We start from the raw sequence: 25,328 nt of genomic DNA on the forward strand, positions 1-25,328 counted from the left end.
CCCGGCCACAGCTGCACCGTGTGGCCGGGTGCGCGTTTTTGATGTCATCCCCCTGCGTTTACTGGCCCCACTGCGCATCCGTGCCCGCACCGGCTGGCCGTCGCAGCGGGGCCGGATCCGCAACAATTCCCCCGACCCGCATATAAGATTGTTACTGACCCCACGTCGCGAAAGGTGTACGGAATATTAAGACGACTTAACAGATAACATTATTACTTTGCCTGGAGGCGTCCATGGCCGAAGAACCGCTCAGCGGCCCCGAGATCAAGAAGATCATTTCAAAGAGCCGCAAGAAGCCCGTGAGCTTTGCGTTCAATCCCGGCAAGGATGATGCCGACGGTTACCTGCTGCTTCACCTGAAGAAACCCGCCAAGATGCTGGGCAAACAGGCGAAGTCCGAAGGCGACGGCGGCAAAGCCGCTTTTGGCACCTTTGAGACCGAAGGCAAGGTGATGAAGCTCGAGTGCGAGCTGTCGATCCCCGCCCTCAGCAAGAAGCTGAAGAAATACCTCAAGACGCAGAAGATCAGCCTGCAGCCCGTTGTCCTTGGCGAAGAGGATCTGGAGGCCGCCCTGGCCGAACACAACGCCGATCCGGACGCGTTTTATGACGAATTCGCGGACGCGGAGGACGACGACGACGCAGAGGATGACGGCCCCGACGCCGGTGCCGTCGGCACTCGTATCAAGGCCATGGTGACGGCGTTCAAGGCACTGCCCGATCCGGCACAGGCCAAGCTGGCAAAACCTGTCGAAACCGTGGTTGCTGCCTTCAAGGCCGGCAAGCTGGAGCAGGCCAATGCCGCCATCGACAAGGTGATGCCCGCCATCGAGGCCGCGCAAGCGGGCTCTGGCGATCCGGTTGGCCAGACGGACACCGCGGATCGCGCCGGGTTGGAAACCCAGCTGAAATCGCTCGCCGGGCGCGTCAAACAGCTTGAAGAACCGCAAAAGTCCAAGCTTGCCAAAGTGGTGCAAACCCTGGCCGGCACCCTGAAAGCCGGGGATCTGGACAAGACCGCTGCCGGGCTGGCCAAACTGGCGCAGGCGCTTGACACCGTCGCACCTCAATCCACCTCGGACAGCTCCGGCACCAGCCCCGAACAGGAACACTACACCAAGCTTTTTGCCGAAATGGAGCCGCAGGTGCAGACAGCCCTGCGCGACAACCGGTTCCCGGACGAAAAAGCGCGGGGCGATTTCCTCAAGCTTTGGGAATGGGGCAACAACAACGCCGCAGACGGGATCTATGACAAGGCCGTCGCCGCGCTGACCCGGGCGCAGCCCTTGCTGGCCGCCGCGATGGCGTCCGAAGGGTCCGATTACGCCGCCGATGTGCCAGAGGATGTAAAGCCTTTCGCGATCTCCCGGCTGAAATGGCAAAGCACCCTCACCACCATGCACAGCGAACTGAAGAAGCTTCAGGACGCGATCCGAACCGTGTGCAATGGCGACCCCGAATTGCAGCCGGTGGCCGACAACGTCGGAGAGTTGGACGCCTACCTGGATCGGCTTGACGACCGCCTGTCCGACAAGCTGGACGAGGTGGTGAACGCCGCGCCCGGCAGTGACCGGGAGGCCCTGAAAGCGCAGGCCCGCGGATTGCTGAAGGAATATCAGTCAGAACTTTCTGGCGACTTCTTTCGCGTGATCGACGCCGACAACGGCTTTGCCAATGTGGCGATCACGTCGTCCGCTGCGTCGGCGCTCTCCGAAATCGAGAGCGCACTCAAATAACGAGGTCTTTGACCGACAGGAGTTTCCGTCATGCCCTGGGATGATCTTTCCAAACCGCAGCAGACGTTTATCAAATCGTATTTCACCACCGGCAAGGGCCTCGCCAAACTCGGCAAGAAGCGCAACCTGAAGGAAAACAAGGACCTGATCGAAGGCTATCGGACCTATCTGAGCGCCGAACAGGCCGCCTTGTCGGCCTTGCGCGGCCTCGAAGGTTCGCCCGAGCACACCTTCTTTCACGATGAATATCTGAACGCCAAACGCATGAGCGAGGCCAACGGAACCTTTGTGATCGGTGCCGGCGACTTCCAGAATATCGCCCGCCGCGCCCTGCGTCAGGGCATCACAAACGCCCGCAAGGGCAAGGAAGGCGGCGAAAAAGCCGAACTGGCCGAGGGTTTCTACCGCCAGATCCAGAGCGCGGTCAGCGAGGATCAACCCAGACTCAAGGAGTTGGAGACCAAGGTCGAGGGTCTGGCGCAGCTTGATACCGAAAACGTGCTCCAGGTGCCGGACACCGCATTTGCCCAGGCCCACGCCAATCTCTCCTCGCAAAAGCACAATGCCATCCGACACGCCGTCGAGGACAAGAGCCTGTCGCTTGAGGACGCGAAGCAGGCCATGGAAACCGCGCTGAAGGAGTTCATGGCCACCCGCAAGACCCTGATGGAAAAGGTCGATGCCGCGCTCAAGGACACCGCCGCGCTCGAAACCCTGGCCGAGGCCATGCGCAAGGCGCCGGAGTTCCGCCAGACCATACAGGAATGCCAGACGATCGCCGACGATCTCATCGACTGGGAGGTCGACAAGGCGGATGCCTTTGCCAAGACGCTGCGCGACATCGGCACCAAGGCCGAAAAATCCCGCCGGTACGATCTGGAACTGGCCACCCTGACCAAGTGGAAGACCCAGGCCGAAAAGGCCCGCACCGACGCGGCGCAGGCCTTCGACACCGAAGCCCAGAAACACCGGACCAAGATCAACACGCTGACAAGCGGGCTGGCCGGGCTCAGCACCAAGGTGCCCGCCGCGCAGAAGGAACAACTGGCAGACCTTATCGCCATGGCGGAGCTGGTGCTGAACGAGGGCAAGAACATCGGCGCGCTCGCGCCGCTTGCGGGTCTGTTGGACAAGGCCGATACGCTGCTCGTCGAACTGAGCCACGCCGAGGTCATCAACCAAAAGAGCGCAACCCTGATCGCCCAGATTTCCGAAGTGATCGGCAAACCCGGCGGCACCGAAAAATTGCCCGCCGCGGAAATCCAGCCGACCAAATATGACGAGCTGAAAACCCGCTTCAACGAGCTGCACGAGAGCTGGCAGGAGCAATCCCCCGACACCGCCCACACCGCATTTGATGCGCTGGCCAAGCAGGTCGACGCCTTCAAGACCGCCACCGATGACATGCGCGTCTGGCGCGATGACACGCTGGTCAAATACAAGGCGGTGGAAAAAAAGGTGAACGCGCTGGCCAAGGCGATCTTTGACTATGGCAAGGAAGACCACGGCACGGTCGCGACCATGCTGCGCAAGGCCTTTGGTGTGACCGGTGACAAATACGAGGGCGCTCTGCGCGACACCCTGACCGAGGCCCATGGCATGATCGTGGGCGAGGATCCGACGCTGCAGAACTATGCCGAGATCAAACTGACCGACGTCGAAACCAAGGCCGATGCCTGGCTCAACGCCACCGCCCGTCTGCGGGCCGCCGAAAAGGCCGGCACCGCCCCGGACCCCGCGGATATGGGGGTGGTCGCCGAACTGCTGACCGATCAACAGGCCGCCGTCGACGCGCGAGAGGAAAAAGAGCGCAAGATCAAGGATTTCGAAGCCCGCACCAAGCAGACCGCAAGCAATCTGAAAAAGCTCAAGGCCAGCGACCAGATCACCGAGCAGACCCGCGAAGAATACGAGGCCATCGAAAAGCTGAACGAGTCTGCGCTGAGCCAGGCCAAGGGCGGCAATCTGGAGGCGGCGGAGGAAATCCGGTCGCGCGTTCAGCACCGCATCACCCGCGCCATGGGCAACCCGCCCAAACCGGTCGACAATTTCGACAAGCTCGCCGGCATCGGCAAGAGCTGGGCCTCGGCCGTCAACCGGCTCAGCCAGGATCTGGCAACCCTGGCGCGCACCGCCGGTGACGCGGTCGACGAAGACAGCGGCTTTGACGGGGACAAGGCCAGCAAGGCCAAGTCCGGCCTGACGGCGATGGAGAAGGTCGCAACCGCCTTTGACGCGACCGCCTTTGATGCCGCCGCCTCGGTGCTGGGCGACCCGGACACCGCAGGCGACGAGAAAGCGCGCAAAAAGGCCCGCGAGGATGCGCTGCGCCTGGTGCGGCTCTATCGCGGCTACATGAAGGGCAACGCGCTGGTCAAACACGCCGCCATGAACCCGTTCAAGGTCAACGGTATCGCCGTGCCCATGAACGCCATCCTGAATTACATCGAACTTGAAGTCCTGCGCGGCGTTTGAGCCGACCGACGAGGGAGGACCCCCCATGCCCATGACGCCCGAACAGACAACCTGGGTTGGCCAGGTCACCGGCGTTGCCGCCCAGGCCCAACAGGCGGATACGGATTTCGAGCAGCGCCAGGCCGGCGCGCAGATGATCGCCGAAACCCTGACCGACGAAGCCCTGCAAGAGTTGCAGGACGCCTTTGCCGCCATTCAGGTGGAATTGAAGAACGGCAAGTCGATGCCGCTTCTGGACACCGCCAAGCACGACCCCTTTGCCGAGGTGGACACCTACGCCGACATGCCCGGCGCCAAGCCCATCGACGGCGACAAACTGGGGCGGCTGCAAGAGCAATACCAGAAGATCCTCGCCATGCAGGCGGAACTGGAACAGCTCGACTACTACAAGGTGCCGGAACCGGCAGATCCGGATTTCCCGACCTACGAAGAAGCGCAGGCGATCAAGGACGCCCATGACCGTATGGCGCGGGACCTGTGGCAGCCGTTGATGCGGCAGGGGATCATTCCGGAAAACATGATCAACGACCGCCACTCCGAAGTGGTCCAGACCTTTCAGGAAAGCTCCGCCCTCTACGAGGCGCGTTTGCAGGAGCATTCCAAGAACATGTCCAAGGCCGATATTTTCCTGGAGAAATTCGCCCCGGTCGAAACCATCGGCAAGGCCACGATCAACGCGGCGGGCAAGCTCACCGGCTTTGCCGGATCGGTCGCGGCTGTGACCGAAAACGCCAAGGTGCTCACCGACACCAAGGAGGCCGCCGAGGTCATCGAGATGTGCGACGTGGTGTTTACCGCCACCTGCAAGATCGTGCCAACGGTGGTCAAGGAACGCGACGCCATCAAGGCGGTCGACATCTTCAACGAGGCCCTCGGCACCACCCTCAAGAGTGCGGGCGTTGATCCCACCGTGGCCGATTGCGTGACCGGCATCATCAATGGCGCCGCGCGGTCCGCTAATGCGGGCAAACTGATTGCCCAAGGCGACCTCGAAGGGGCGTTCAACGAATTCGGCAAGGCGATCACCTCCAGCTTTGCCGCCACCGGCGACAAGCAGCTGACCGAAGTGGGCAAGCTGATCGGCGAGAATATCTCGCGACTCGCCACCGCCACCGGCGCCGCCAAGGCCCTGGCAGAAGATCCGCCAAAACCGGGCAAGGCGATGGATTTCATCCTCGCCGAAATCGGCAATGCCGTCGGTTCTCCCGAGGTGAAGGCCGTGATCGGCATCCTGCGCACCGGCGCGCAGGAACTGCCGGACGCCATCGCCCAGAAAGACGCCTTTGCGGTGACCGATACGCTGACCAAGATGCTGGGCCAATCCCTGACCACCGCCGGTGTCGACGCCAAGGTCGCCACCGCGATCACGGGCACCATCACCGCCGGGGCGCGCGGTGCAGCCGCCGGCAAGCATCTGGCCGAAGGCAATGTCGAAGCGGCGTTCAAATCCTTTGGCGACGGGATCGCCACCGGGCTTGCCGGGACCGGCAACAGCGATGTGGCCGCCATCGGCGAGTACATCAAGACCGGCCTCGAAACCGCCGCACATGCCACCGCCGTCAAGCAGGCCATGGCGAAGACGCCGCCCGACACGCTGGCCGCGATGAAGGCGATGGAAGACGCCGCCGCAGGCATCATCGGGTCCAGCGGCGTCAAGGATGCCATCAAGGCGATTGCCGCCGCCGAAAACAGCGAGAAGCTGGGCGAGGATCTGGAAACCGCCCGCTCCAAGCTGGAAGAGGCCACCAAGCTTGCCCAGGAGAGCACCGAGGAATACGGCAAGATCGACGGGCCCGACACCGCGCCGATCTCGATCGAGGCGATCAACAAGCTGAAGGAACAAAAGGCGCTTGAGGAAGCCGCCGCCGCGCGCTCCGAAGAGGAAAAGCTGCGCGCCTTCATGGAAGAGAAGGACGCCGCCTTCGAGGAACTGCTGGTCACCGGCTTCCCACCGCCCAGCTCCGACGCCGAGGAAATCGCCGCCGCGGAACAGAAGCGGCTCGATTCGATGGAGACGCTGATCGCCATCGTTCAGCGCGACAAGATGACCTTTCAGCTGGCCCAGAAGATCGTCACCAAGGGCCCCGGGCTGATTGCCGACCTGGTGCCCGGCATGGGGCTGGTGCAGGCCTGCGCCGAACTGGCCTTTGCTATCGCCGAAGCGGTCAAACACGCCGAGCAGCTCCTGATCTGGATCGAAAACGTCGAGGACGCGGGCGCCGCTGCAACGGTGCAGCTGGATGCGATGATGAACCGCTACGGGCTTGAAACGAAACAGAACATCATTGCCGACATCAGGGTGGGCATCAAGGCGGTCAAAGTCGCGGGCGAAGCCACCAAACTGTCCCCCGCCGCCCCGATCGGGCTGGCGATCTCCTCTGGTGCGGACGCCGGCGAGGCGCTGCTCGACCTCGGTGTCGAGATTGAGAAGAACGTCGCCATCGCGCAGGCCTGGGCCGCATACAAGACAGCGCTGGAGCAGCCGCAGAACCGCAAGGCTGCGCGCATGGCCCTGCGCAAGAACCCGACCCTGTCGAAATACGCCATGGCCTATGGGGCCAAGGTCGAGGGCAACGCCATCGCCAAGGAGGCCATGCGCCGCTGCGGCATCAATGAACGCACGCTTGCCCAACCCGAGACCAATGTCGACAAGGTGGTGACCTATCTGGAGCAGCTCTATGACGAGGACCCGGTGGTGGTCCGCGCCGTCGGGGTCGCCAATGACTGGCACCCGGGCGAGATCGAACTGACCTATGAGAGCTTCTGCCGCTTCCACATGAAGGCCACCAGCGTCGCCAAGCCGACTGTCACCGGACCCGATGCCGGACGCATCAAAAGCACGCTGGCCACCTATGAGACCGCCGTGCCCGCGTTTGAACAGGCGGTCGAAACCGCGGCGCGCACCGGCACGCCGCCGGACGAGACGGTCGAACGGGCCGCGGTGGAGGCCGTCGTCGCCCTCGGCAAGGCGCTCAAGGCCTATAGCCCCGAGGCGGAGACCGGCGGCCTGCATCAGGAAATGGCCGATTATGTTCACACCCTGGGCGCCAAGACCTCGCTGAAGCATCGCGCGCTGCAAAAACTCATCGCCGAAGTGGTCGCGCCACAACGAAAGCTGCTGGAAACCACCTGAGCCACCGCGATCAGATCCTTCGGGGGATCTGACCCCGGCGTCAGAATTCAGGCCGGCAAGCCAGCCCCGCGCATGGCGTCATCTATGGTCATCAGATGGCCGCGCATGGCCTCTGCCGCCTCGGTGGCAGCGTGTCTGGCGATGCCGTCGACGATGGCCTGATGCTGCTGGCTGTGGCGCTCGGTAAAGGCGGTCACGCCCAATCTGCGGTAGGTCATCTCCCATTCCCGCTGCCAGGCGGCGTGCCGCCGCACGCCCGCCAGATAATCCAGCAGGCCAAGCAGGATGGGGTTGCCGGTCACCTCGGCGATGCCGCGATGAAATGCGGCATCAATCTCCTCGCATTCGGTCCGGGTTGTCGCCCCGGTGCCCCGGCGCACCAGATCGGTCAGATAGGCCACATCAGCGCGCGACGCCAACAGGGCCGCCTCGGCCGCCACAGAGGGTTCGATGGTCAACCGCGCCTGCATCAACTGAAGCGGCGACGCCCCTTGCACCAGAATCCGCTCCCGGATCGGATGCCCGCGCGGGCGCGGACCGTAGAATGTCCCCTGCCCGACATGGCGCCAGATCTCGCCCGCCTGCTCCAACTCAGCGAGGGCCTTGCGCAGGGTTTCGCGACTGCATCCCAGGCGGCGCGCCAGATCCCGTTCACACGGCAGGCGATCCCCCGGCAGGATGCGCTGCGCTGCAAGCACCGCCTGAAGATCGGCCAAGACCTGTTGTACCCGCCGGGTTGTCATGCGCCCTCCCCCCATTTCAGACCAATTTGCAGACCATTTCACATCCATGCAACAGCCGCGTCAGCCACAGGAGAAACACCATGCTGACCACCATTGCCCTGATCCTGACGGGGCTTGCCGCAGGCGCCCTGAATGCCATCGCCGGGGGCGGTACCTTTCTGTCCTTTCCGGCGCTGGTCTGGGCAGGCGTGCCGCCGATCATGGCCAATGCCACCGCGACCCTGTCTGCGTTGCCCGGATACGCCGGCAGCGCCTGGGCCTATCGCCACGACATCGGGGATGGGACATCCGCCCTTGCGCGCATGATCCTGATTGCCAGTATTGGCGGGCTGATCGGCGCGGGGTTGCTGCTGGTGACACCTGGCGAGCTGTTTTCCGGCATCGTGCCCTGGTTCCTGCTGCTCGCCACCCTCGCCTTTGCCTTTGGTCCGGCCTATCTGCGCCACCAGATGAGATCCGGACGTCACCTCTCCGAAACCGCCGGTCATGCGGTGATCTTTGCCGTTTCGATCTATGGCGGCTACTTCAATGGCGGGCTTGGCATCATGCTGCTTGCCGCCTTTGGCGTGATCGGCATGACCGACCTGCACCAGATGAACGGGCTGAAGAACCTGATGTCGGTGATTCTGTCGCTTGTCTCGGTCGCGACCTATACCCTCGCCGGGCTGATCGACTGGAGCACAGCCGTGATCCTGGCGCCGTCCTGCGCCGCCGGCGGCGTTCTGGGCGCGGCGCTGGCCCGGCGGGTCCGGAATACCGCCCTGCTGCGCCTGTTCATCATCGCCGTGGGCCTCATCATGACCGTGGTGTTTTTTGTGCAGTCACGGAGTTGACCATTCCTGCAAGGTGATGAATTTTCGGGCACACAGCGATAAAGGCCCAATGCGTGCAACTCCTCAGATCCCTCGGACCCGCAGTGTCCCGCGTCCCTCTGCACGAAGCCATCCGGGCCGGCACCGGCGCCTTGCTTGGTTTGGGGCTGGCCGGGATGTTCCTGCTGTCGCCCGGCGTCGACCTCGAGCTGGGGCTCTATCTGGTTGCGCCCTTCGGTGCTTCCTCGGTGTTGCTGTTCGCGATCCCGAACAGCCCGCTGGCGCAGCCCTGGTCCGCCATCGTCGGCAATACCGTCGCGGCGCTGGTCAGTGTTGCAGTCTGTCTGCTGATCGCGGAGCCCACGGTGCGGATCGCGGTCGCCGTCGGTCTGGCGATCTTTGCCACGCTGCTGTGTCGTGCGGTGCACCCACCTGCGGGCGCGGTTGCCATGACCGCGGCCATGAACCCGGAGGCCATCGCCGAACTAGGCTTCTGGTTCGCGGTCGCCCCGATCGCGCTGGGAACAATCGCGCTGGTGATCTGCGCAGCGGTCTATGCGCGCCTTACGGGGCGGCGATATCCGTTCCGGCAATTCGACAGCCCGGGCCCGCATCAGACCGATGATCGCACCCCGACCGAACGGCTCGGCCTGACGCAGGCAGAGCTGACGGCGCTTCTCGAACGCTACAGCCAGTCCTTCAACCTCGGGGTGGAGGATCTCGCCCGACTGATCGGGGCAGCGGAATTGCAGGCGGCCAGCCATGCCTCCGGTCCGCTGACGGCCGGTGAGATCATGTCGCAGGACCTGATCACGATCACGCCGGCAACGCCACTCGCGGATGTCGCCGATCTGTTCCGGCAGCACCGGTTCACCTCGCTGCCGGTCGTCGACTTGGACACAAAGTTCATAGGTGTGATCTTCCAGATGCATCTCATCACCCAGGCACGGGCGGATGCGCTGCGGCTGGATCGCGGCTACTGGTCCGCCCTCCGTCGGATGCTGGACCGCACCCTGAGAAAACCCACCACCGCTGGCGACATCATGAGCGTCGCCGGCCCCCGCGCCACCCCGGATACCCCGGTCGGAGCGCTGCTGCCGATGATGGCCGACGGGGAGACCGACGCGGTTCCGATCCTCAAATACGGGCGGATCGCGGGAATCGTGACCCGCACCGATCTGATTGTGGCCCTGGCCCGCTCCACTGCGCGCCAGAACGTCTAGCCGCCTTTGGCGCGGGATCAGATCAACGTGCCGTTCAATGGCGCATCTTGGTCAGCCGACGATCAGCTGCTTCATCTGCAACGCCTCATATTCCAGCGCCGCGAGGCGGAAATTCACCACGTCGCCGATGGTGATCATGCCGACAAGCTGATCCTGTTCCACCACCGGCATGTGACGGAAACGCCCGTCGGTCATCCGGCGCAGCACCTCCACCACCGATTGATCCGGCGTTGCGGTGACCACATCGGTCGACATCAGATCCTTGACCGTCTGCGGCAGGGTCTTGCCCGGCGTGTCCGCAAGGCGCCGCACGATGTCGCGCTCGGAGAGAATCCCCACCAGGTCTCCTTGCGGGTTCTTCACCAGCAGCGCGCCAATCCCCTTGTCGCGCAACACCTCGACCGCATGGGCCACCGTGTCATCCGGGTTGATCCAGAACAGACCCCCGTCCTTGCTGGCCAGAACATCGCTGACCTTGGCCTCGGCGGCGGACATGTTGGTGCTCAGCGTCTGGCTGCTGGTCTTTCCCTTGCTCTCGGAGCCCCGTGTTTTCGGAGTGAATGAAGCAGGCATGGCATTTCCTCCCTTTATCATCTTATACGGTATTACAATTCTCGCCCGAGTAAACGCTTTCCGATCAGAGAGGTTCCATTGATCGACGTCACCCTCACCCCCCTCAGCGCCACGCTGCTCTTTGTGATCGCCTGCCTGGCGGGGTATCGCTATCGCACTGTCTGGAAGACTGAAGGCCCCCGCAGCCATCTGTGGCTGTTTGGCGTGATCGCGGCGCTGTGCCTGCTGGTGCTGGGCTTTGTGCCGATGCGCACCGGCTGACACCCGCCCCAACAGAAAAACCCCCGAAGATGTCTTCGAGGGTCTTTATGATTTTTCGAAAAAAGGGACAGGCCGGACGTTCAGCCCTGATCCCGCTCCATCTCTTCCAGCATCTTGCGGGCCCGCGGACAGGCCAGACGCTCGCGCAGGGGGCTGTCGGGGTCGATGTCCTTCTTGCAGACCAGGCACTGATCCGCGTCTGCAATCGCGTTCAGCCCGCCGCAGCTGCCCTTGATCGTGCGGCCGCTGAACAGGACGCCAAAGGCCATGCCCAGCATCACGATCAGGAACAATCCGAAGGTCAGCAGAAAGGTCGACATTGAAGGCTCCCTGAGCTCAGGCGGCGCCGGCGGACAGCACTCAGGCTGTCAGCGCCTTGAAACGGTCGGATGCGGTGGAGGTAAACCCGGTGGCACCGTTTTCAACCGCACGATCCAGGAACAGCACCGCCATATCACGCTGATTTGCGATCTCGAGACCGCGCTCACGGCCCAGCACCAGCATTGCGGTTGCCCAGGCATCCGCCAGCATCGCGTTGTCGGTCAGCACCGTGACCGACGCGGTGTCGTGCTCGACCGGGCGACCGGTGGTGGCGTCGATGATGTGGGAATAGCGCTTGCCGTCGTGATCGAAGAAGTTGCGATAGTCGCCGGAGGTCGCCATGCCCATGTCCGACAGGCCCACCACCTGGGTCACGCCGCGATCATAGGCCTCGGGCGTCTCGATCCCGATCTGCCAGGGCTGACCGTCGGGGTTGCGACCCGCCGTATAAAGATCGCCGCCGATCTCCACCATATAGTCGGTGATGCCATACCCCTTGAGCACGCGCGCCACCTGATCGACGCCAAAGCCCTTGCCGATGGAGGAGAGATAGACCTCTGCCCCGGCGTTGAGCTTGGTCAGACCGCCGTTCTGCACGGCCACCGACTGCGCCTGACCGCAGCAGCCCATGGCGGCGGCAATATCGGCCTCGCTCGGCAGGGTGCCCGGCGTCTGACCGGCGCCAAAGCCCCAGAGGTCGATCAACGCCCCCACGGTGACGTCAAAGGCACCGTCGCTGGCCATATGCACATCCTGCGCGGCCTGCATCACGTGGTGCAGCTCGGCCGAAACGGCGACATCCGCGCCCTGAGCCGCCGCATTGAAGCGCGAAATCTCGGAGCCCGCATCCCAGTTCGACATCTGGCGATTGACCTGCGCCAGTGCCTGATCGACAGCGCCTTGCAGCTCTGCCTTGTCGATGGATTTGCTGTGATCGACAGCGACGATCGAGTAGCTGGTGCCCATCGTCAGCCCGCTGAGTTCCAGCAGGGACCATCCTTTCTTGCAAGCCATCAGTGCAAGTGGCATGACGATGAAGCTACGGCGAGAAAGGAGAAGAGGGTTCGACAAGGGCCTACTCCGCTAATGCTGCTAGTTGTTGGACGCGTTGTTCCCGAGAGCTTCTGGGGCAGAAAGAACCCGGGTTCAACAGTAAATTGGAAAATTTCCGTCTAAAGAACTTTCAAACCGCGTCGCAGTAACGCATAAGAGCGCCGGAAAATGGACAGGACATGAAGACGTGCAGCAACATTCGTTGAAAAAAGGTCTCGATGTTCCGGTGCTGGGGGCACCTGACAACAAGATCGAAGAGGCAGCAGAAGTCCGGACCGTCGCCGTCCTCGGACAGGATTATATCGGGCTGAAACCCCGGCTTTCGGTTCAGGAAGGCGACGTCATTGCCGCAGGCGCCCCGGTGTTTGCGCATAAGGATACGCCCGAGGTTTTGGTGACCGCCCCCGCGTCGGGCCGGGTGAAGGCGATCAACCGCGGCGCCCGTCGGGTGCTTGTCAGCGTCGAGATCGAGGTCGACGACGACGCAGCCGAACCGGTGGATTTCTCTGCTGTCGGTGATGACAGCACGGCGCAGGGGCTGCGGGAAAAACTATGCACGGCCGGTCTCTGGACCGCGTTTCGCACCCGTCCCTATTCCAAGGTGCCCGCCCCGGACAGCAGCCCGGCGGCGATCTATGTCACCGCCATGGACAGCGAACCGCTGTCGGGGGATGCCGCCACCATCATCAACGACCAGCCCGAAGCCTTTGCCAAGGGTCTGGCTGCGGTGACCGTGCTCACCGAGGGCAAGACCTATCTCTGCCAGGACAGCGGTGCGACGATCCCCGGCGCCGATCTGGCCAGCGTGACCGCGGTGGGCTTTTCCGGCCCCCACCCGGCGGGCCTGGCCGGCACCCATATGCATTTCCTGGAGCCCCCGTCGGCAGAGAAAACCGTCTGGACCATCGGCTATCACGATGTGATCGCCATCGGCCGTCTGTTGCAGACCGGCCGGCTGGACAGCAGCCGCGTGATCGCGCTCTCCGGTCCCGAATGCAGCCGCCCCCGGCTCGTGCGCAGCCGCGATGGCGCGTCGATGACCGATCTCTGCGCCGAGGATCTCTCCGGCGACACACCGATTCGGATGATTTCCGGCTCCATCCTCTCCGGCCGCGCCGGCGACGGTGCCACCGCCTATCTGGGGCGCTACGCCCGTCAGATCACCCTGATCAAGGAAGACCACGATCAGATCCCGATGGGCTGGATTCGCCCGATGGCCTCGAAATACGCGGTGCAGCCCGTACTCGGCTCGGCCTTTTCCAAAAAGCTCTATGCGCTGACCTCGAACCTCAACGGCGGCCGCCGCGCCATGGTGCCGATCGGCACCTTTGAACAGCTGATGCCGCAGGATTTCCTGCCGACGCAGCTGTTGCGGGCGCTCTTGGTGATGGACACCGATCAGGCCCAGGCGCTGGGTGCGCTTGAACTGGACGAAGAAGACCTCGGGCTCTGCGGTTTTGCCTGCCCGGCCAAATATGAATATGGCCTCGCCCTGCGCGACAGCCTCAGCAAGATCGAAAGAGAGGGATAAGACTTTGGGTCTTCGCAATTTCTTTGATCGCATCGAGCCGCAATTCCTGAAGGGTGGCCGGTACGAAAAATTCTTCCCCATCTACGAGATGGTGGAGAGCTTCATCTATACGCCCAAGACGGTCACCACCGTCGCGCCGCATGCCCGTTCCTATATAGATATGAAGCGGATCATGACCTATGTGGTGCTGGCGACCATCCCCTGCATCCTGTTCGGCATGTACAACACCGGTCTGCAGACCAATATGGCGATTGCCGAATACGGTGCATCGGGCTGGCGCGCCGCCATCATCGAGACGCTGGGCATCGGATTTGATCCCAACAACCCCTTTGCCAACATCATGCACGGGCTGTTGTATTTCCTGCCGATCTACATCGTGACGCTGGTTGCTGGTGGTATTTTCGAGGTGATCTTTGCCGTGGTGCGTGGTCACGAGGTCAACGAAGGCTTCCTCGTCACCTCCATGCTCTACACGCTGATCCTGCCCGCCACGACGCCCCTGTGGCAGGTGGCGCTTGGCATCATCTTTGGTGTGGTGATCGGCAAGGAGGTCTTTGGCGGCACCGGCAAGAACTTCCTCAACCCGGCACTTGTGGGCCGTGCCTTCCTGTATTTCGCTTACCCCGCCTATATGTCGGGTGAATCGGTCTGGACGCCTGTCGACGGCTTTTCCGGCGCCACCGCACTGGCGATCGGCGCCTCCGAGGGCCACGCAGCCCTGCCGGAGCGCGGGATCGAATGGATGGACGCCTTTGTCGGCACCATTCAGGGCTCCTTTGGCGAAACCTCGACCCTTGCGATCCTGATCGGTCTCGCCTTCCTGCTGATCGTCAAGATTGCCAACTGGCGGCTGATCGTCGGCTGTCTGGGGGGCATGATCGCCTTTTCGACACTGCTGAACTGGATCGGCTCCGACACCAACCCGATGTTTGCGATGCCGTGGTACTGGCACCTCGTGATCGGCGGCTATGCCTTTGGCCTCGCCTTCATGGTGACCGAACCGGTCTCCGCCTCGCACACCAACCTCGGCCGCTACATCTACGGCGCGCTCATCGGGTTCATGGTGGTGATGATCCGCGTCATCAACCCCGCCTTCCCCGAAGGCATGATGCTGGCGATCCTGTTCGGCAACGTCTTTGCCCCGCTGATCGACTACTTCGTCGTGCAGGCCAACATCAAACGGAGGGCCAAGCGCAATGTCTGATGCAAACCAGCAAAAAGGCCTGATCCGCCGCTTCCTCGACGCGCCGCCGGATTCCGTTGGCAAGACCGTCTTTGTGGCTGTGACCCTCTGCCTTGTGGCCTCCATGATCGTGTCCGCCGCCGCCGTGGCCCTGCGTCCGGTGCAAGAGGAAAACAAGCTGCGCGACAAGCGCATCAACGTCCTCCAGGTCGCGGGCGTCTATGACGAAAACGTGCCGGTGGCCGAAGCCTATGCCGCGTTCGAGCCGCATGTGCTGGACCTGTCCTCCGGGGAATACACCGACCAGTTCGACATCGAGACTTTCGATGCGCTGGCGGCCTCCGACGACCCGGCCATCGTGCGGGCGCTGGACGAAGATCCCGCCGGTCTGGGCGGCACCATGCAGGCCTATCGCATGGTCTACGTGCTGCGCGATGATGCGGGCGCAGTCGACAAGGTGGTGCTCCCGATCGAGGGCTATGGCCTGTGGTCCACGCTCTATGGCTTCATCGCGCTCGAGGAAAACGGCAACGACATCTTCGGCTTGCAGTTCTACCAGCACGGCGAAACGCCGGGCCTCGGCGCCGAAGTGGACAACCCGCGCTGGAAAGCGCTGTGGAACGGCAAGAAACTCTTCACTGAGGATGGTCAGTTGGCGATCACCGTGGCCAAAGCTGCACCGCCCGCCGGTCAGGACTACCACGTGGATGCGCTGGCCGGTGCAACGCTGACATCTGTTGGCGTCGACAATCTGGTGAAATTCTGGATGGGCGAAGCCGGCTATGGCGCCTTCCTTGAGCGGCTCAAAGCAGGAGAGATCGACTGATGGCACAAACCTATCGTTCGCAACTCGTCGATCCGCTGGTCGACAACAACCCGATCACCCTACAGGTGCTTGGTATCTGTTCGGCGCTGGCCGTGACCTCCTCGATGCAGGTGGCCTTTGTGATGGCGCTGGCGGTGACCCTGGTGACGGGTTTTTCGTCCTTGTTCATCTCGATGCTGCGCAACCAGATCCCCTCCTCGATCCGGATCATCGTGCAGATGGTGATTATTGCGTCCCTGGTGATCCTGGTGGATCAGCTCCTGAAGGCCTATGCCTATGAAATCTCCAAGACGCTTTCGGTCTTTGTGGGTCTCATCATCACCAACTGTATCGTCATGGGTCGCGCCGAAGCCTTTGCGATGAAGAACCCGCCCGTCGCGAGCTTCATCGACGGGGTCGGCAACGGTCTCGGCTACGGGCTCCTGCTGATGATCGTTGCCTTCTTCCGCGAGCTGTTTGGCGCGGGTTCCCTGTTTGGCGTCACCATCCTTGAGACCGTGAACAATGGCGGCTGGTACGTGCCAAACGGCATGTTGCTGCTGCCGCCCTCGGCCTTCTTTGTGATTGGCCTGCTGATCTGGGGCATCCGCACCTGGAAACCGGCACAGGTCGAAGAGCGCGAATATAAAATTCAGACGGTGGAGGCACACTGATGGAAGGATTGCTTTCCCTCGCGGTCAAGGCCGTATTTGTTGAGAACCTCGCCCTGTCGTTCTTCCTCGGCATGTGTACCTTTCTCGCCGTGTCGAAAAAGATCTCGACCGCGATCGGTCTGGGTATCTCGGTCATGTTGGTGCAGGGCATCACCGTGCCTGCCAACAACCTGATCCTGACCTATCTGCTGGCGCCGGGTGCGCTGGCATGGGCGGGGTTCCCGGATGTGGATCTGACCTTCCTTGGCCTGATCTCCTATATCGGTGTGATCGCGGCCATGGTGCAGATCCTCGAGATGCTGCTCGATAAGTATTTCCCGCCGCTCTACAACGCGCTTGGGGTCTTTCTGCCGCTCATCACCGTGAACTGCGCCATCCTGGGTGGCTCGCTCTTCATGGTGGAGCGCAGCTATGACTTTGCCGAGGCGACCACCTACGGTCTGTCCTCCGGGTTCGGCTGGGCGCTGGCGATCACCGCCATGGCGGGTGTGCGCGAAAAGCTGAAATACTCCGACATTCCCGACGGGCTTCAGGGTCTCGGTATCACCTTCATCACCGCAGGTCTGATGGCGATGGCCTTCATGTCCTTCAGCGGCGTGAAACTCTGAGAGGAGCGCAGACGTGACTACATTCGGACTAGGCGTTCTCCTGTTCACATTGATCGTTGTCGCACTGGTGACGATCATTCTGGCGGCCCGTTCCAAGCTCGTCAGCTCGGGCGACGTCAACATCACCATCAACGGTGAGAAAACCATCTCTGTTCCGGCGGGCGGCAAACTGCTGCAAACGCTGGCGGCCGAGAAAATGTTCGTCCCCTCCGCCTGTGGCGGGGGTGGCACCTGTGCGCAATGCCGCGTGCGTGTGCATTCCGGTGGCGGGTCGATCCTGCCCACCGAGGAAAGCCACATCACCAAGCGCGAAGCCTCCTGTGGCGACCGCCTGTCCTGTCAGGTGGCGGTCAAGCAGGACATGGACATCGAAGTGCCCGAAGAAGTGTTCGGCGTGAAAAAATGGGAGTGCACCGTGCGCTCCAATGAAAACGTCGCAACCTTCATCAAGAACCTGGTGCTGGAACTGCCCGAGGGGGAGGATGTGAACTTCCGCGCCGGTGGCTATATCCAGATCGAGGCCCCCGCGCACAAGCTGTCCTACAAGGATTTCGACGTCGAGGAAGAATACCGCCCCGATTGGGACAAGTTCAATCTGTGGCAGTATGAATCCATCGTCGATGAACCGATCGAGCGCGCCTATTCGATGGCCAACTACCCGGACGAAAAGGGCCTCATTATGCTCAACGTCCGTGTTGCCTCGCCGCCGCCGGGCTCCACCGGTATTCCGCCGGGCCAGATGTCGTCCTACATCTTCAACCTCAAGCCCGGTGACAAGGTCACCATCTCCGGCCCGTTTGGTGAGTTCTTCGCCCGGGACACGCAAAAAGAGATGGTCTTTATCGGCGGTGGTGCCGGTATGGCACCGATGCGGTCGCACATCTTTGACCAGCTCAAGCGTCTGGAAAACCGCGACCGGAAGATCACCTTCTGGTACGGGGCGCGCTCCAAACGCGAGATGTTCTTTGTCGAAGATTTCGACCAGCTGGCCGAAGAGTTCGACAATTTCGAGTGGCATGTGGCGCTCTCGGACGCGCTGCCCGAGGACGACTGGAAAGGCTACACCGGCTTCATCCACAACGTGCTCTATGAGGAATACCTCAAGAACCACCCGGCGCCCGAGGACTGCGAGTTCTACATGTGTGGTCCGCCGATCATGAACCAGTCGGTGATCAACATGCTGCTGGAACTGGGCGTGGACCGCGAGGACATCATGCTCGACGATTTCGGCGGCTGACACCACGCGCCGCGGTCTGCGGACATGACATACGGATCACAGGGGGGCCATTGGCCCCCTTTTTCGTGGGACAACCCCATCTGCCGTGGCGCACCGTGTCGCAAACAGGCTTGACGGGGGACGTATTTGACGCTGCATTATGTACACTCATAATATTATTTGTGATGTACTTAATGTGCAGCCGGCGGGACACCCGCCCTCAACCATTGGAACCGCCAGATGTCCGCCCACGCCGCTTTGTCCGCGCAGGACCATGTCCTGCTCGACCGTCCGCTCAGCCCATTTGACATCGAGCAGATTGCCAAGGGTGCAGATCTGGTGCTGTCGGATGCGGCCATCGCCCGGATCAAGGCGGCCCGCGACATCGTGGATGCGATCGTCGACCGGGGCATCCGCGGCTACGGCATCAACACCGGCGTTGGCGCGCTCTGCGATGTCATCATCGGACCGGCGGATCAGTCAGCACTGTCCCACAACATCCTGTTCAGCCACGCCTGCGGTGTTGGCGCCCCCCTGCCTCCGGATGCGGCCCGGGCCATCATGGCGGCCCAGATCAACAACTTCTGCCATGGCCGCTCCGGTGTCCGCTGGGAAACGGTGGAGACGCTGCTGGCACTGCTGAATGCCGGGATCACGCCGGTGATGCCGTCGCAGGGGTCGGTGGGCTATCTGGTGCATTCGGCCTGCATCGGGTTGCTGGTGATCGGCGAAGGCGAGGCCATACTGAACGGGGACCGGGTCAGCGGCGCCCAGGCCCTGCGCCACATCGGGCGGGCCCCGCTTAAACTCGGTGCCAAGGAAGGGCTGAGTCTGGTCAACGGCACCCCCTGCGCAACCGGTCTCGCCGCGCTGGCCTTTGCCCGCCTGTCGCGCCTGGTGGATTGGGCCGATGCCGCTGCCGCCTTCAGCTATGAGCTGCTGGGGCGGCAAAGCGACCCCTTCGAGGAACAGGGCCTGGGCCTGCGCATGTCGGAGGGGATGCACACCTCGGCCAATACGGTGCGAACCTGGCTCAGCGGTCGCGGCCATGTCGCGGCGGATCGCGCCCGCACCCAGGATCCGCTCAGCCTGCGCGCGGTGCCGCAGGTGCACGGCAGCGTCCGCGACGAGCTGGGCAATATCGCCGATATCCTGCGCAACGAATTGCACAGCGTCACCGACAATCCCGTGGTTTGCGGCAGCCCGGAGGCACCGGTGGTCTCCAGCCAGGCCAACGCGGTGGGCGCGGCCATCGGTTTTGCGGCGGACCGGCTGGCGATGATCGCGGCCCAGCTCGGCGCGATTTCCGAACGCCGCATCGACCGGATGGTCAATCCACTGGTCAGCGACCTGCCGCCGTTCCTCAGCGCCGATGGTGGCCGCTGTTCCGGCCTGATGATCGCTCAATATTCCGCCTCGGCCCTCTGTGGTGAAAACCGCCGCCTGTCGGTCCCCGCGAGCCTCGACGGCGGCGTCACATCCGCCTTGCAGGAGGACATCCTGACCCATGCCACACCCGCCGCGGAAAAGGCGCTGCATGTGATGCAGAACCTGTTCTACATTCTGGCGATCGAATTGCTGTGCGGGGCGCAGGCGCGTGACCTGCATCCCCTCCGCGGCGGGGCGGAGGCCAATGCCCGTCTGTACGCACGTTTGCGCGGGCGGGTGGCCGTGTATCAGGATGACCGCCCGCTCAACCGCGACATCGAAGATGTGGCGGCGCTGCTGCGCGATGAATGTGCCTGCGCCCCGGATCTTGCAGACCGCAGGCCCCTCAGATCCGGTTCAGACGGTCTTCATCATCCACCACTGTAAGGTCCCCCGCGTGCCAGCGCCACAGCACCAGGTTCAGACTGCTGTCACCGGTGCCGGGAGCAAAGCTGCGCACCAGCAGACCCGCATAGCCCGCGCCAATCAGGCTCCGGGCCAGATCCTGTGTCGGAACCTCTCGCCCATCAAGCATTGCCGCACGCCAGCCCGGGTCCGCCAGCCCGGCCGGTGTCATGCCCTGCTCCGCCAGCGCTTCCGTGTCGCGACTGTCGAATACCGGTCCGAGGTCGGCACGATACGAGACCAGCGTGGTCGGTTGCAGATCCCCCACCTGATTGGCCTCGCGAAGGGCCGTCGCCGGATCGAGCGCGGTATTAAGCGCGGCACAGCCCTTCGGGTTGAAGCGGCCGCCGTAGCGCGCCGCCCCCACACCCGAGAGCGGCTCGCGCGCATAGACCGGGTTCAGCGCGCGATAGAGCGGCCCGTTGTAGTGCCCGTCTGTAAGGGGCATCAGGCGTAGACGCCCGCATCGACCGCGTCGATATACTCCAATACCGCCTGCGCCTTGCCGTCCTGGACCAGCTGCATCGCGGTGCGCCCGTCAAAACCCGCCAGCGGTTCGGAACGATACCAGGCATAGGCCATCAATTCGGAGCCGAACCGGGGCTGCACCTTGTTCAGCACCTCCACCAGTTCCCGCAGGCGCCGCTGCGTCTTGGCCGATTGCACCCGCGCCCGGCGCTGCAACGCATCCTTGCCAAGCCCCACTGTCATCGCCACTTCCTCGGAGGAGGTGCGCAGCACGGCTGCGATCTTGCGCGGGTCGAACAACCCGCCTTCTGCAAATTGCATGATCTGCATCTCAGCCTCCATTCAGCAATACTGACGTTATATAGTGTAATTTCGTGCGTCAATCAAGGCATCACAGAGAGTGGAGCCCCGCACGGTAAAGATTCAGGCGACGCAGCACGGCGACAGATCGGGCCGCAGGACGCAAACGCAGTCTTGCAATCTGCTTATATTTCGATAAAACGCGAATTATGGAAACACTGATTCCCCTCCGCCTGTCCGTCCTGGGCCATCCGCAACGCCTTTCGGTGTTCCGGCTCTTGATGCGCCGCTACCCTGATCGGGTGCCCGCCAGCGAGATCGCGGCGGCCCTGGAGGTCAAACCGAGTACACTGTCGTCATATTTGTCTGCTTTGATGCAGGCCGGATTGGTGACGCAAACCCGCGAAGGGACATGGCTGCACTACCAGGTTGATATGACAGGCATGCGCGAAACGATGGATGCGCTGTTTTTCGACTGCTGCCGTGGCCGCCCCGAACTCTGCTTGCCTGCACATCCTGATGAGACCCCGGAGACCCCTGCCATGACCGACTCGAAATACAACGTCCTGTTCATCTGCACCGGCAACTCGGCCCGGTCGATCTTTGCCGAATCGATCCTGCTTGCCGAAGGGGGTGACCGGTTCAATGTCTACTCGGCCGGCACCAAACCCTATTCCGAGCTGAACCCCTTCGCGCTTGAGGTGCTGCGCAACAAGGGACACGACACCGACAAGCTGCGCGCCAAGAACGTCAGTGAGTTCACCACCGACACCGCGCCAAAGTTCGATTTTGTCTTCACCGTCTGCGACCGCGCCGCCAATGAGGAATGCCCCGCCTGGGACGGCCAGCCCATTTCCGGTCATTGGGGCATGCCCGACCCGGTCAAGGCCGAGGGCAGCGACGCCGAGCAGAGCCTCGCGTTCCAGCAGGCCTATGGCACGCTCAAGAACCGCATCCGCGCCTTTGCCGCCCTGCCCTTTGCGGAACTGGACCGGATTTCACTGCAAAAGGCGGTGGACGACATCGCGCGCGACCACTGAGGCCGCACCGCCCTGACCCTCACGGAAATATAAGGACAGCACATGACCGTCTATGCATTGAACGGCCTTGGCCGGATGGGCAAACTGGCCCTGAAACCGCTGCTGGAACGCGGCGCCCAGATCGCCTGGATCAACGATGCGGTGGGCGATGCGGCGATGCACGCCCATCTTCTGGAGTTCGACACGGTGCATGGCCGCTGGGACGCGGAGATCACAAGCGATGACGACAGCATCACCATCGATGGAACCCGCCTGCCCGTCCTGAACCAGACCCGCATCGCGGATCTGCCGCTCGACGGCGTCGATGTGGTGATCGACTGTACCGGGGTTTTCAAAACCGAGGCCAAACTCGCCCCCTATTTCGAGGCGGGCGTCAAAAAGGTCGTGGTCTCCGCCCCGGTCAAGGATGGCGATGCCGCCAATATCGTCATGGGCGTCAATGACGACATCTATGATCCGGCCCGCCACCGCATCGTGACCGCCGCAAGCTGCACCACCAATTGCCTCGCGCCGGTGGTGAAGGTGCTGCACGAGGGGATCGGCATCAAACATGGCTCGATCACCACGATCCATGATGTGACCAACACCCAAACCATTGTTGATCGCCCGGCCAAGGATCTGCGGCGGGCGCGCTCTGCGCTCAACTCCCTGATCCCGACCACCACCGGCAGCGCCACCGCGATCACGCTGATCTACCCGGAGCTCAAGGGCAAGCTGAACGGCCATGCAGTGCGGGTGCCGCTCTTGAATGCCTCGATCACCGATTGCGTGTTTGAGGTCGCCCACGAGACCACCGCCGAGGAGGTGAACGCCATGTTCCAGGAGGCGGCGACCGGCGCGCTCTCCGGGATCCTCGGCTATGAGGAACGCCCGCTGGTGTCGGCGGACTACACCAATGACACGCGCTCCTCCATTGTCGATGCGCCCTCGACCATGGTTGTGAATGGCACCCAGGTGAAGATCTACGCCTGGTACGACAACGAGATGGGCTATGCGCATCGCCTGGTGGATGTGGCGCTGATGGTGGGTGAGAGCCTGTGACCTCCACGCCCGCGCAAAACGGCCTGGCCGCCTATGTGGCGGTGACGGCGGCCTATTGGGCCTTCATGCTGACCGATGGCGCACTCCGGATGCTGGTGCTGTTGCACTTTCATACGCTGGGGTTCAGCCCGGTGCAGCTGGCCTATCTCTTTGTCCTCTACGAGATCGCGGGCATGGTTACCAATCTCTCGGCAGGCTGGATCGCGGCGCGGTTTGGCCTGACGACGACGCTTTATGCCGGGCTCGGCCTGCAAGTGGTGGCGCTGGTGGCGCTGACGCAGCTTGATCCCACCTGGCAGATCGCCACCTCGGTGGCATTCGTCATGGCGGTGCAGGGGCTGTCGGGCGTGGCCAAGGATCTGGCCAAGATGGCGTCGAAATCTGCCGTCAAACTGCTCGCCCCGCGCGAGGGCGACGGGCTGTTTCGCTGGGTGGCGGTGCTGACCGGCTCCAAGAACGCGGTCAAGGGACTGGGCTTCCTGCTGGGCGCAGCCTTGCTCGCGCTGGCGGGGTTCACATGGGCAACGCTGGGCATGGCGATCATCCTCGGCCTGATCCTGATCGCGGTGCTGATTGCCATGCCCGCGGGCCTGCCCACCGGGCGCAAGGGCGCAAAGTTCTCCGAGGTGTTCTCCAAATCCGCCAATATCAACTGGCTGTCGGCAGCGCGGGTGTTCCTGTTTGGCGCGCGCGATGTCTGGTTCGTGGTCGGCATTCCGGTCTATTTCTACGCGGTGCTGTCGGACGGCACCGAAGAGGGCAACCGCGCGGCGTTCTTCATGATCGGCACGTTCATGGCGATCTGGATCATTTGCTATGGCGCCGTGCAGGCCGCCGCGCCCCGCATCCTGCGCGCACCCTCGCGCAGTGAGGCTGACCTGATCGCCGCCGCCCGCCGCTGGGCTGCAATGCTCGCGGTGGTGCCCGCCATTCTCACGGCGGCCGTGCTGATGTCGGGCGGACCTGCGCTGTGGCTCACCGTGACGCTGGTGGCTGGTCTCTTGCTGTTTGGTGCGCTTTTTGCGGTGAATTCCTCGCTCCACTCCTATCTGATCCTCGCCTTTTCCAAGGACGAACGGGTCACGATGGATGTGGGATTTTATTACATGGCCAATGCAGGCGGGCGGCTATTGGGCACCGTTCTGTCGGGCCTCACCTATCAACTGGGCGGCGTTGCAGCCTGCCTTGGCACGGCCACCGTGATGATCGCCCTCAGCGCGCTGATCGCCGGGCGCCTGACCGCCCCAACACCAGAAAGCACCCCGGCATGAGCATCTTTGAAAAATACCTGAGCATCTGGGTGGCGCTGGCCATGGTTGCAGGCATTGCGCTTGGCAATCTCTCCCCTGCCCTCGTGGACACCATTGCCGCCGCCGAGGTCGCCAGTGTCAATCTGGTGGTGGCGGTGCTGATCTGGGCCATGGTCTACCCGATGATGATCGGCGTGAACCCCAAGAGCCTGCGGGATGTGGCACGCCAGCCCAAGGGGCTTGCGATCACGCTGGTGGTCAACTGGCTCATCAAGCCCTTTAGCATGGCTGCCCTCGGCGTTTTGTTTTTCGAGGTGGTCTTTGCCCCCTTCCTGACCCCCGCAGACGCCCAGCAATATATCGCCGGGCTGATCCTGCTCGGGGCCGCGCCTTGCACCGCCATGGTGTTTGTCTGGTCGCAACTGACCAAGGGCGACGAGAGCTATACGCTGCTGCAAGTCTCGGTGAACGATCTGATCATGGTGGTGGCCTTTGCCCCCATCGTGGCCTTCCTGCTTGGGGTCACCGATATCGAGGTGCCATGGAGCACGCTGATCCTCTCGGCGGTGTTGTTTGTGCTGCTGCCCCTTGTGGCCGGTCTCTGGACCCGGGGGCGTCTGGGGGATGAGGCGCGCATCGCCGCCTTCCTGGCACGGATCAAGCCGCTGTCGATCATCGGCCTGATCGCAACCGTGGTGATCCTGTTTGGCCTGCAAGGTCAGGTCATTCTCGACCGCCCCGCCGTGATCGCCATGATCGCCGTGCCGATCCTGATCCAGAGCTATGGCATTTTCTTCATCGCCTATGGCGCTGCCTATGCGATGCGGGTGCCACATCGGATCGCCGCCCCCTGCGCGCTGATCGGGACGTCGAACTTCTTTGAACTGGCGGTCGCGGTGGCAATCAGCCTCTTTGGCCTCAATTCCGGCGCAGCATTGGCCACCGTCGTCGGCGTGCTGGTCGAGGTGCCGGTGATGCTCACCCTGGTGGGTTTTGCCAACCGCACGCGGGCCCGGTTTGCCTCGGCGCCCGCACTGTCCACACGCTAA

At 62.9% G+C, this 25,328-nt stretch carries 23 protein-coding genes; 17 read left to right on the top strand and 6 right to left on the bottom strand.

Annotated elements, in window-relative coordinates; genetic code table 11:
• Nucleotides 1-233: 233 nt before the first annotated feature.
• From ACXAF5_RS20325 to ACXAF5_RS20335, 3 genes are read left to right on the top strand one after another with little or no spacing between them, the layout of a single operon-like run.
• Nucleotides 234-1,736: a hypothetical protein gene (locus ACXAF5_RS20325; protein ID WP_474947990.1), complete on the top strand. Its 1,503-nt coding sequence runs from the start codon at nt 234-236 to the stop codon at nt 1,734-1,736.
• A 30-nt stretch (nt 1,737-1,766) separates the two neighbouring features.
• Nucleotides 1,767-4,211, top strand: coding sequence for a hypothetical protein (locus ACXAF5_RS20330; protein ID WP_474947991.1), 2,445 nt, complete (start codon nt 1,767-1,769; stop codon nt 4,209-4,211).
• A 25-nt stretch (nt 4,212-4,236) separates the two neighbouring features.
• Entirely contained in the window at nt 4,237-7,344 is a 3,108-nt protein-coding gene (locus ACXAF5_RS20335; protein ID WP_474947992.1) for a hypothetical protein, read from the top strand.
• A gap of 47 nt (nt 7,345-7,391) precedes the next feature.
• On the opposite strand, the gene ACXAF5_RS20340 is transcribed toward ACXAF5_RS20335, so the two are convergent.
• Nucleotides 7,392-8,087, bottom strand: a complete 696-nt coding sequence (locus ACXAF5_RS20340; RefSeq protein ID WP_474947993.1) for a FadR/GntR family transcriptional regulator — start codon at nt 8,085-8,087, stop codon at nt 7,392-7,394.
• An 80-nt stretch (nt 8,088-8,167) separates the two neighbouring features.
• On the opposite strand from ACXAF5_RS20340, the gene ACXAF5_RS20345 reads away from it, so the two are divergent.
• The gene (locus ACXAF5_RS20345; RefSeq protein ID WP_474947994.1) at nt 8,168-8,920 is read left to right on the top strand and encodes a sulfite exporter TauE/SafE family protein; all 753 of its coding nucleotides are present in this window, start codon (nt 8,168-8,170) and stop codon (nt 8,918-8,920) included.
• 53 nt (nt 8,921-8,973) lie between these two features.
• Nucleotides 8,974-10,122 carry an HPP family protein gene (locus ACXAF5_RS20350; RefSeq protein WP_474947995.1) on the top strand — a complete coding sequence of 383 codons (1,149 nt, stop codon included), beginning with the start codon at nt 8,974-8,976 and terminating at the stop codon, nt 10,120-10,122.
• Nucleotides 10,123-10,173: 51 nt separating this feature from the next.
• Here ACXAF5_RS20350 and ACXAF5_RS20355 read toward each other — a convergent pair whose 3' ends face one another.
• Nucleotides 10,174-10,695 carry a CBS domain-containing protein gene (locus ACXAF5_RS20355; protein WP_474947996.1) on the bottom strand — a complete coding sequence of 174 codons (522 nt, stop codon included), beginning with the start codon at nt 10,693-10,695 and terminating at the stop codon, nt 10,174-10,176.
• 78 nt (nt 10,696-10,773) lie between these two features.
• Between ACXAF5_RS20355 and ACXAF5_RS20360 the strand changes: the two genes are divergently transcribed.
• Complete coding sequence (locus ACXAF5_RS20360) at nt 10,774-10,956, top strand: hypothetical protein (RefSeq protein WP_474947997.1); 183 nt, start codon at nt 10,774-10,776, stop codon at nt 10,954-10,956.
• Nucleotides 10,957-11,036: 80 nt separating this feature from the next.
• On the opposite strand, the gene nqrM is transcribed toward ACXAF5_RS20360, so the two are convergent.
• Complete coding sequence (nqrM, locus tag ACXAF5_RS20365; RefSeq protein WP_474947998.1) at nt 11,037-11,276, bottom strand: (Na+)-NQR maturation NqrM; 240 nt, start codon at nt 11,274-11,276, stop codon at nt 11,037-11,039.
• Between the two features lie 40 nt (nt 11,277-11,316).
• Entirely contained in the window at nt 11,317-12,306 is a 990-nt protein-coding gene (locus tag ACXAF5_RS20370; protein ID WP_474947999.1) for an FAD:protein FMN transferase, read from the bottom strand.
• Between the two features lie 211 nt (nt 12,307-12,517).
• Between ACXAF5_RS20370 and ACXAF5_RS20375 the strand changes: the two genes are divergently transcribed.
• The 7 genes from ACXAF5_RS20375 to ACXAF5_RS20405 all read left to right on the top strand — a co-directional run bounded on the left by ACXAF5_RS20375 (nt 12,518) and on the right by ACXAF5_RS20405 (nt 20,162).
• Nucleotides 12,518-13,861, top strand: coding sequence for a Na(+)-translocating NADH-quinone reductase subunit A (locus ACXAF5_RS20375; protein ID WP_474948000.1), 1,344 nt, complete (start codon nt 12,518-12,520; stop codon nt 13,859-13,861).
• A gap of 4 nt (nt 13,862-13,865) precedes the next feature.
• Entirely contained in the window at nt 13,866-15,065 is a 1,200-nt protein-coding gene (locus ACXAF5_RS20380) for an NADH:ubiquinone reductase (Na(+)-transporting) subunit B (RefSeq protein ID WP_239325152.1), read from the top strand.
• Nucleotides 15,058-15,870: a Na(+)-translocating NADH-quinone reductase subunit C gene (locus ACXAF5_RS20385; RefSeq protein WP_474948001.1), complete on the top strand. Its 813-nt coding sequence runs from the start codon at nt 15,058-15,060 to the stop codon at nt 15,868-15,870. The genes ACXAF5_RS20380 and ACXAF5_RS20385 overlap by 8 nt, the downstream gene beginning before the upstream one ends.
• The gene (locus tag ACXAF5_RS20390; protein WP_239325156.1) at nt 15,870-16,523 is read left to right on the top strand and encodes an NADH:ubiquinone reductase (Na(+)-transporting) subunit D; all 654 of its coding nucleotides are present in this window, start codon (nt 15,870-15,872) and stop codon (nt 16,521-16,523) included. The genes ACXAF5_RS20385 and ACXAF5_RS20390 overlap by 1 nt, the downstream gene beginning before the upstream one ends.
• A complete protein-coding gene (gene nqrE, locus ACXAF5_RS20395; protein ID WP_239325158.1) occupies nt 16,523-17,131 on the top strand; it encodes an NADH:ubiquinone reductase (Na(+)-transporting) subunit E in 609 nt (202 codons plus the stop codon). The genes ACXAF5_RS20390 and nqrE overlap by 1 nt, the downstream gene beginning before the upstream one ends.
• Before the next feature lie 13 nt (nt 17,132-17,144).
• Nucleotides 17,145-18,368, top strand: a complete 1,224-nt coding sequence (nqrF, locus tag ACXAF5_RS20400) for an NADH:ubiquinone reductase (Na(+)-transporting) subunit F (protein ID WP_474948002.1) — start codon at nt 17,145-17,147, stop codon at nt 18,366-18,368.
• Nucleotides 18,369-18,587: 219 nt separating this feature from the next.
• Nucleotides 18,588-20,162 carry an HAL/PAL/TAL family ammonia-lyase gene (locus tag ACXAF5_RS20405; protein WP_474948003.1) on the top strand — a complete coding sequence of 525 codons (1,575 nt, stop codon included), beginning with the start codon at nt 18,588-18,590 and terminating at the stop codon, nt 20,160-20,162.
• Here ACXAF5_RS20405 and ACXAF5_RS20410 read toward each other — a convergent pair.
• Entirely contained in the window at nt 20,122-20,628 is a 507-nt protein-coding gene (locus ACXAF5_RS20410; RefSeq protein WP_474948004.1) for an RES family NAD+ phosphorylase, read from the bottom strand. The genes ACXAF5_RS20405 and ACXAF5_RS20410 overlap by 41 nt on opposite strands.
• A complete protein-coding gene (locus ACXAF5_RS20415) occupies nt 20,628-20,978 on the bottom strand; it encodes an MbcA/ParS/Xre antitoxin family protein (RefSeq protein WP_474948005.1) in 351 nt (116 codons plus the stop codon). Before ACXAF5_RS20415 ends, ACXAF5_RS20410 begins: the two co-directional genes overlap by 1 nt.
• Before the next feature lie 179 nt (nt 20,979-21,157).
• On the opposite strand from ACXAF5_RS20415, the gene ACXAF5_RS20420 reads away from it, so the two are divergent.
• Genes ACXAF5_RS20420 through arsB form a run of 4 tightly spaced genes read left to right on the top strand, consistent with a single transcriptional unit; the run spans nt 21,158 to nt 25,328 of the window.
• Nucleotides 21,158-21,988 carry a metalloregulator ArsR/SmtB family transcription factor gene (locus tag ACXAF5_RS20420; protein WP_474948006.1) on the top strand — a complete coding sequence of 277 codons (831 nt, stop codon included), beginning with the start codon at nt 21,158-21,160 and terminating at the stop codon, nt 21,986-21,988.
• A gap of 42 nt (nt 21,989-22,030) precedes the next feature.
• A complete protein-coding gene (locus ACXAF5_RS20425) occupies nt 22,031-23,029 on the top strand; it encodes an ArsJ-associated glyceraldehyde-3-phosphate dehydrogenase (protein ID WP_239325170.1) in 999 nt (332 codons plus the stop codon).
• Nucleotides 23,026-24,300, top strand: coding sequence for an organoarsenical effux MFS transporter ArsJ (gene arsJ, locus ACXAF5_RS20430; protein WP_239368489.1), 1,275 nt, complete (start codon nt 23,026-23,028; stop codon nt 24,298-24,300). The genes ACXAF5_RS20425 and arsJ overlap by 4 nt, the downstream gene beginning before the upstream one ends.
• The gene (arsB, locus tag ACXAF5_RS20435) at nt 24,297-25,328 is read left to right on the top strand and encodes an ACR3 family arsenite efflux transporter (protein WP_474948007.1); all 1,032 of its coding nucleotides are present in this window, start codon (nt 24,297-24,299) and stop codon (nt 25,326-25,328) included. The genes arsJ and arsB overlap by 4 nt, the downstream gene beginning before the upstream one ends.

It is taken from the genome of Epibacterium sp. ABV4_022, assembly GCF_056159345.1.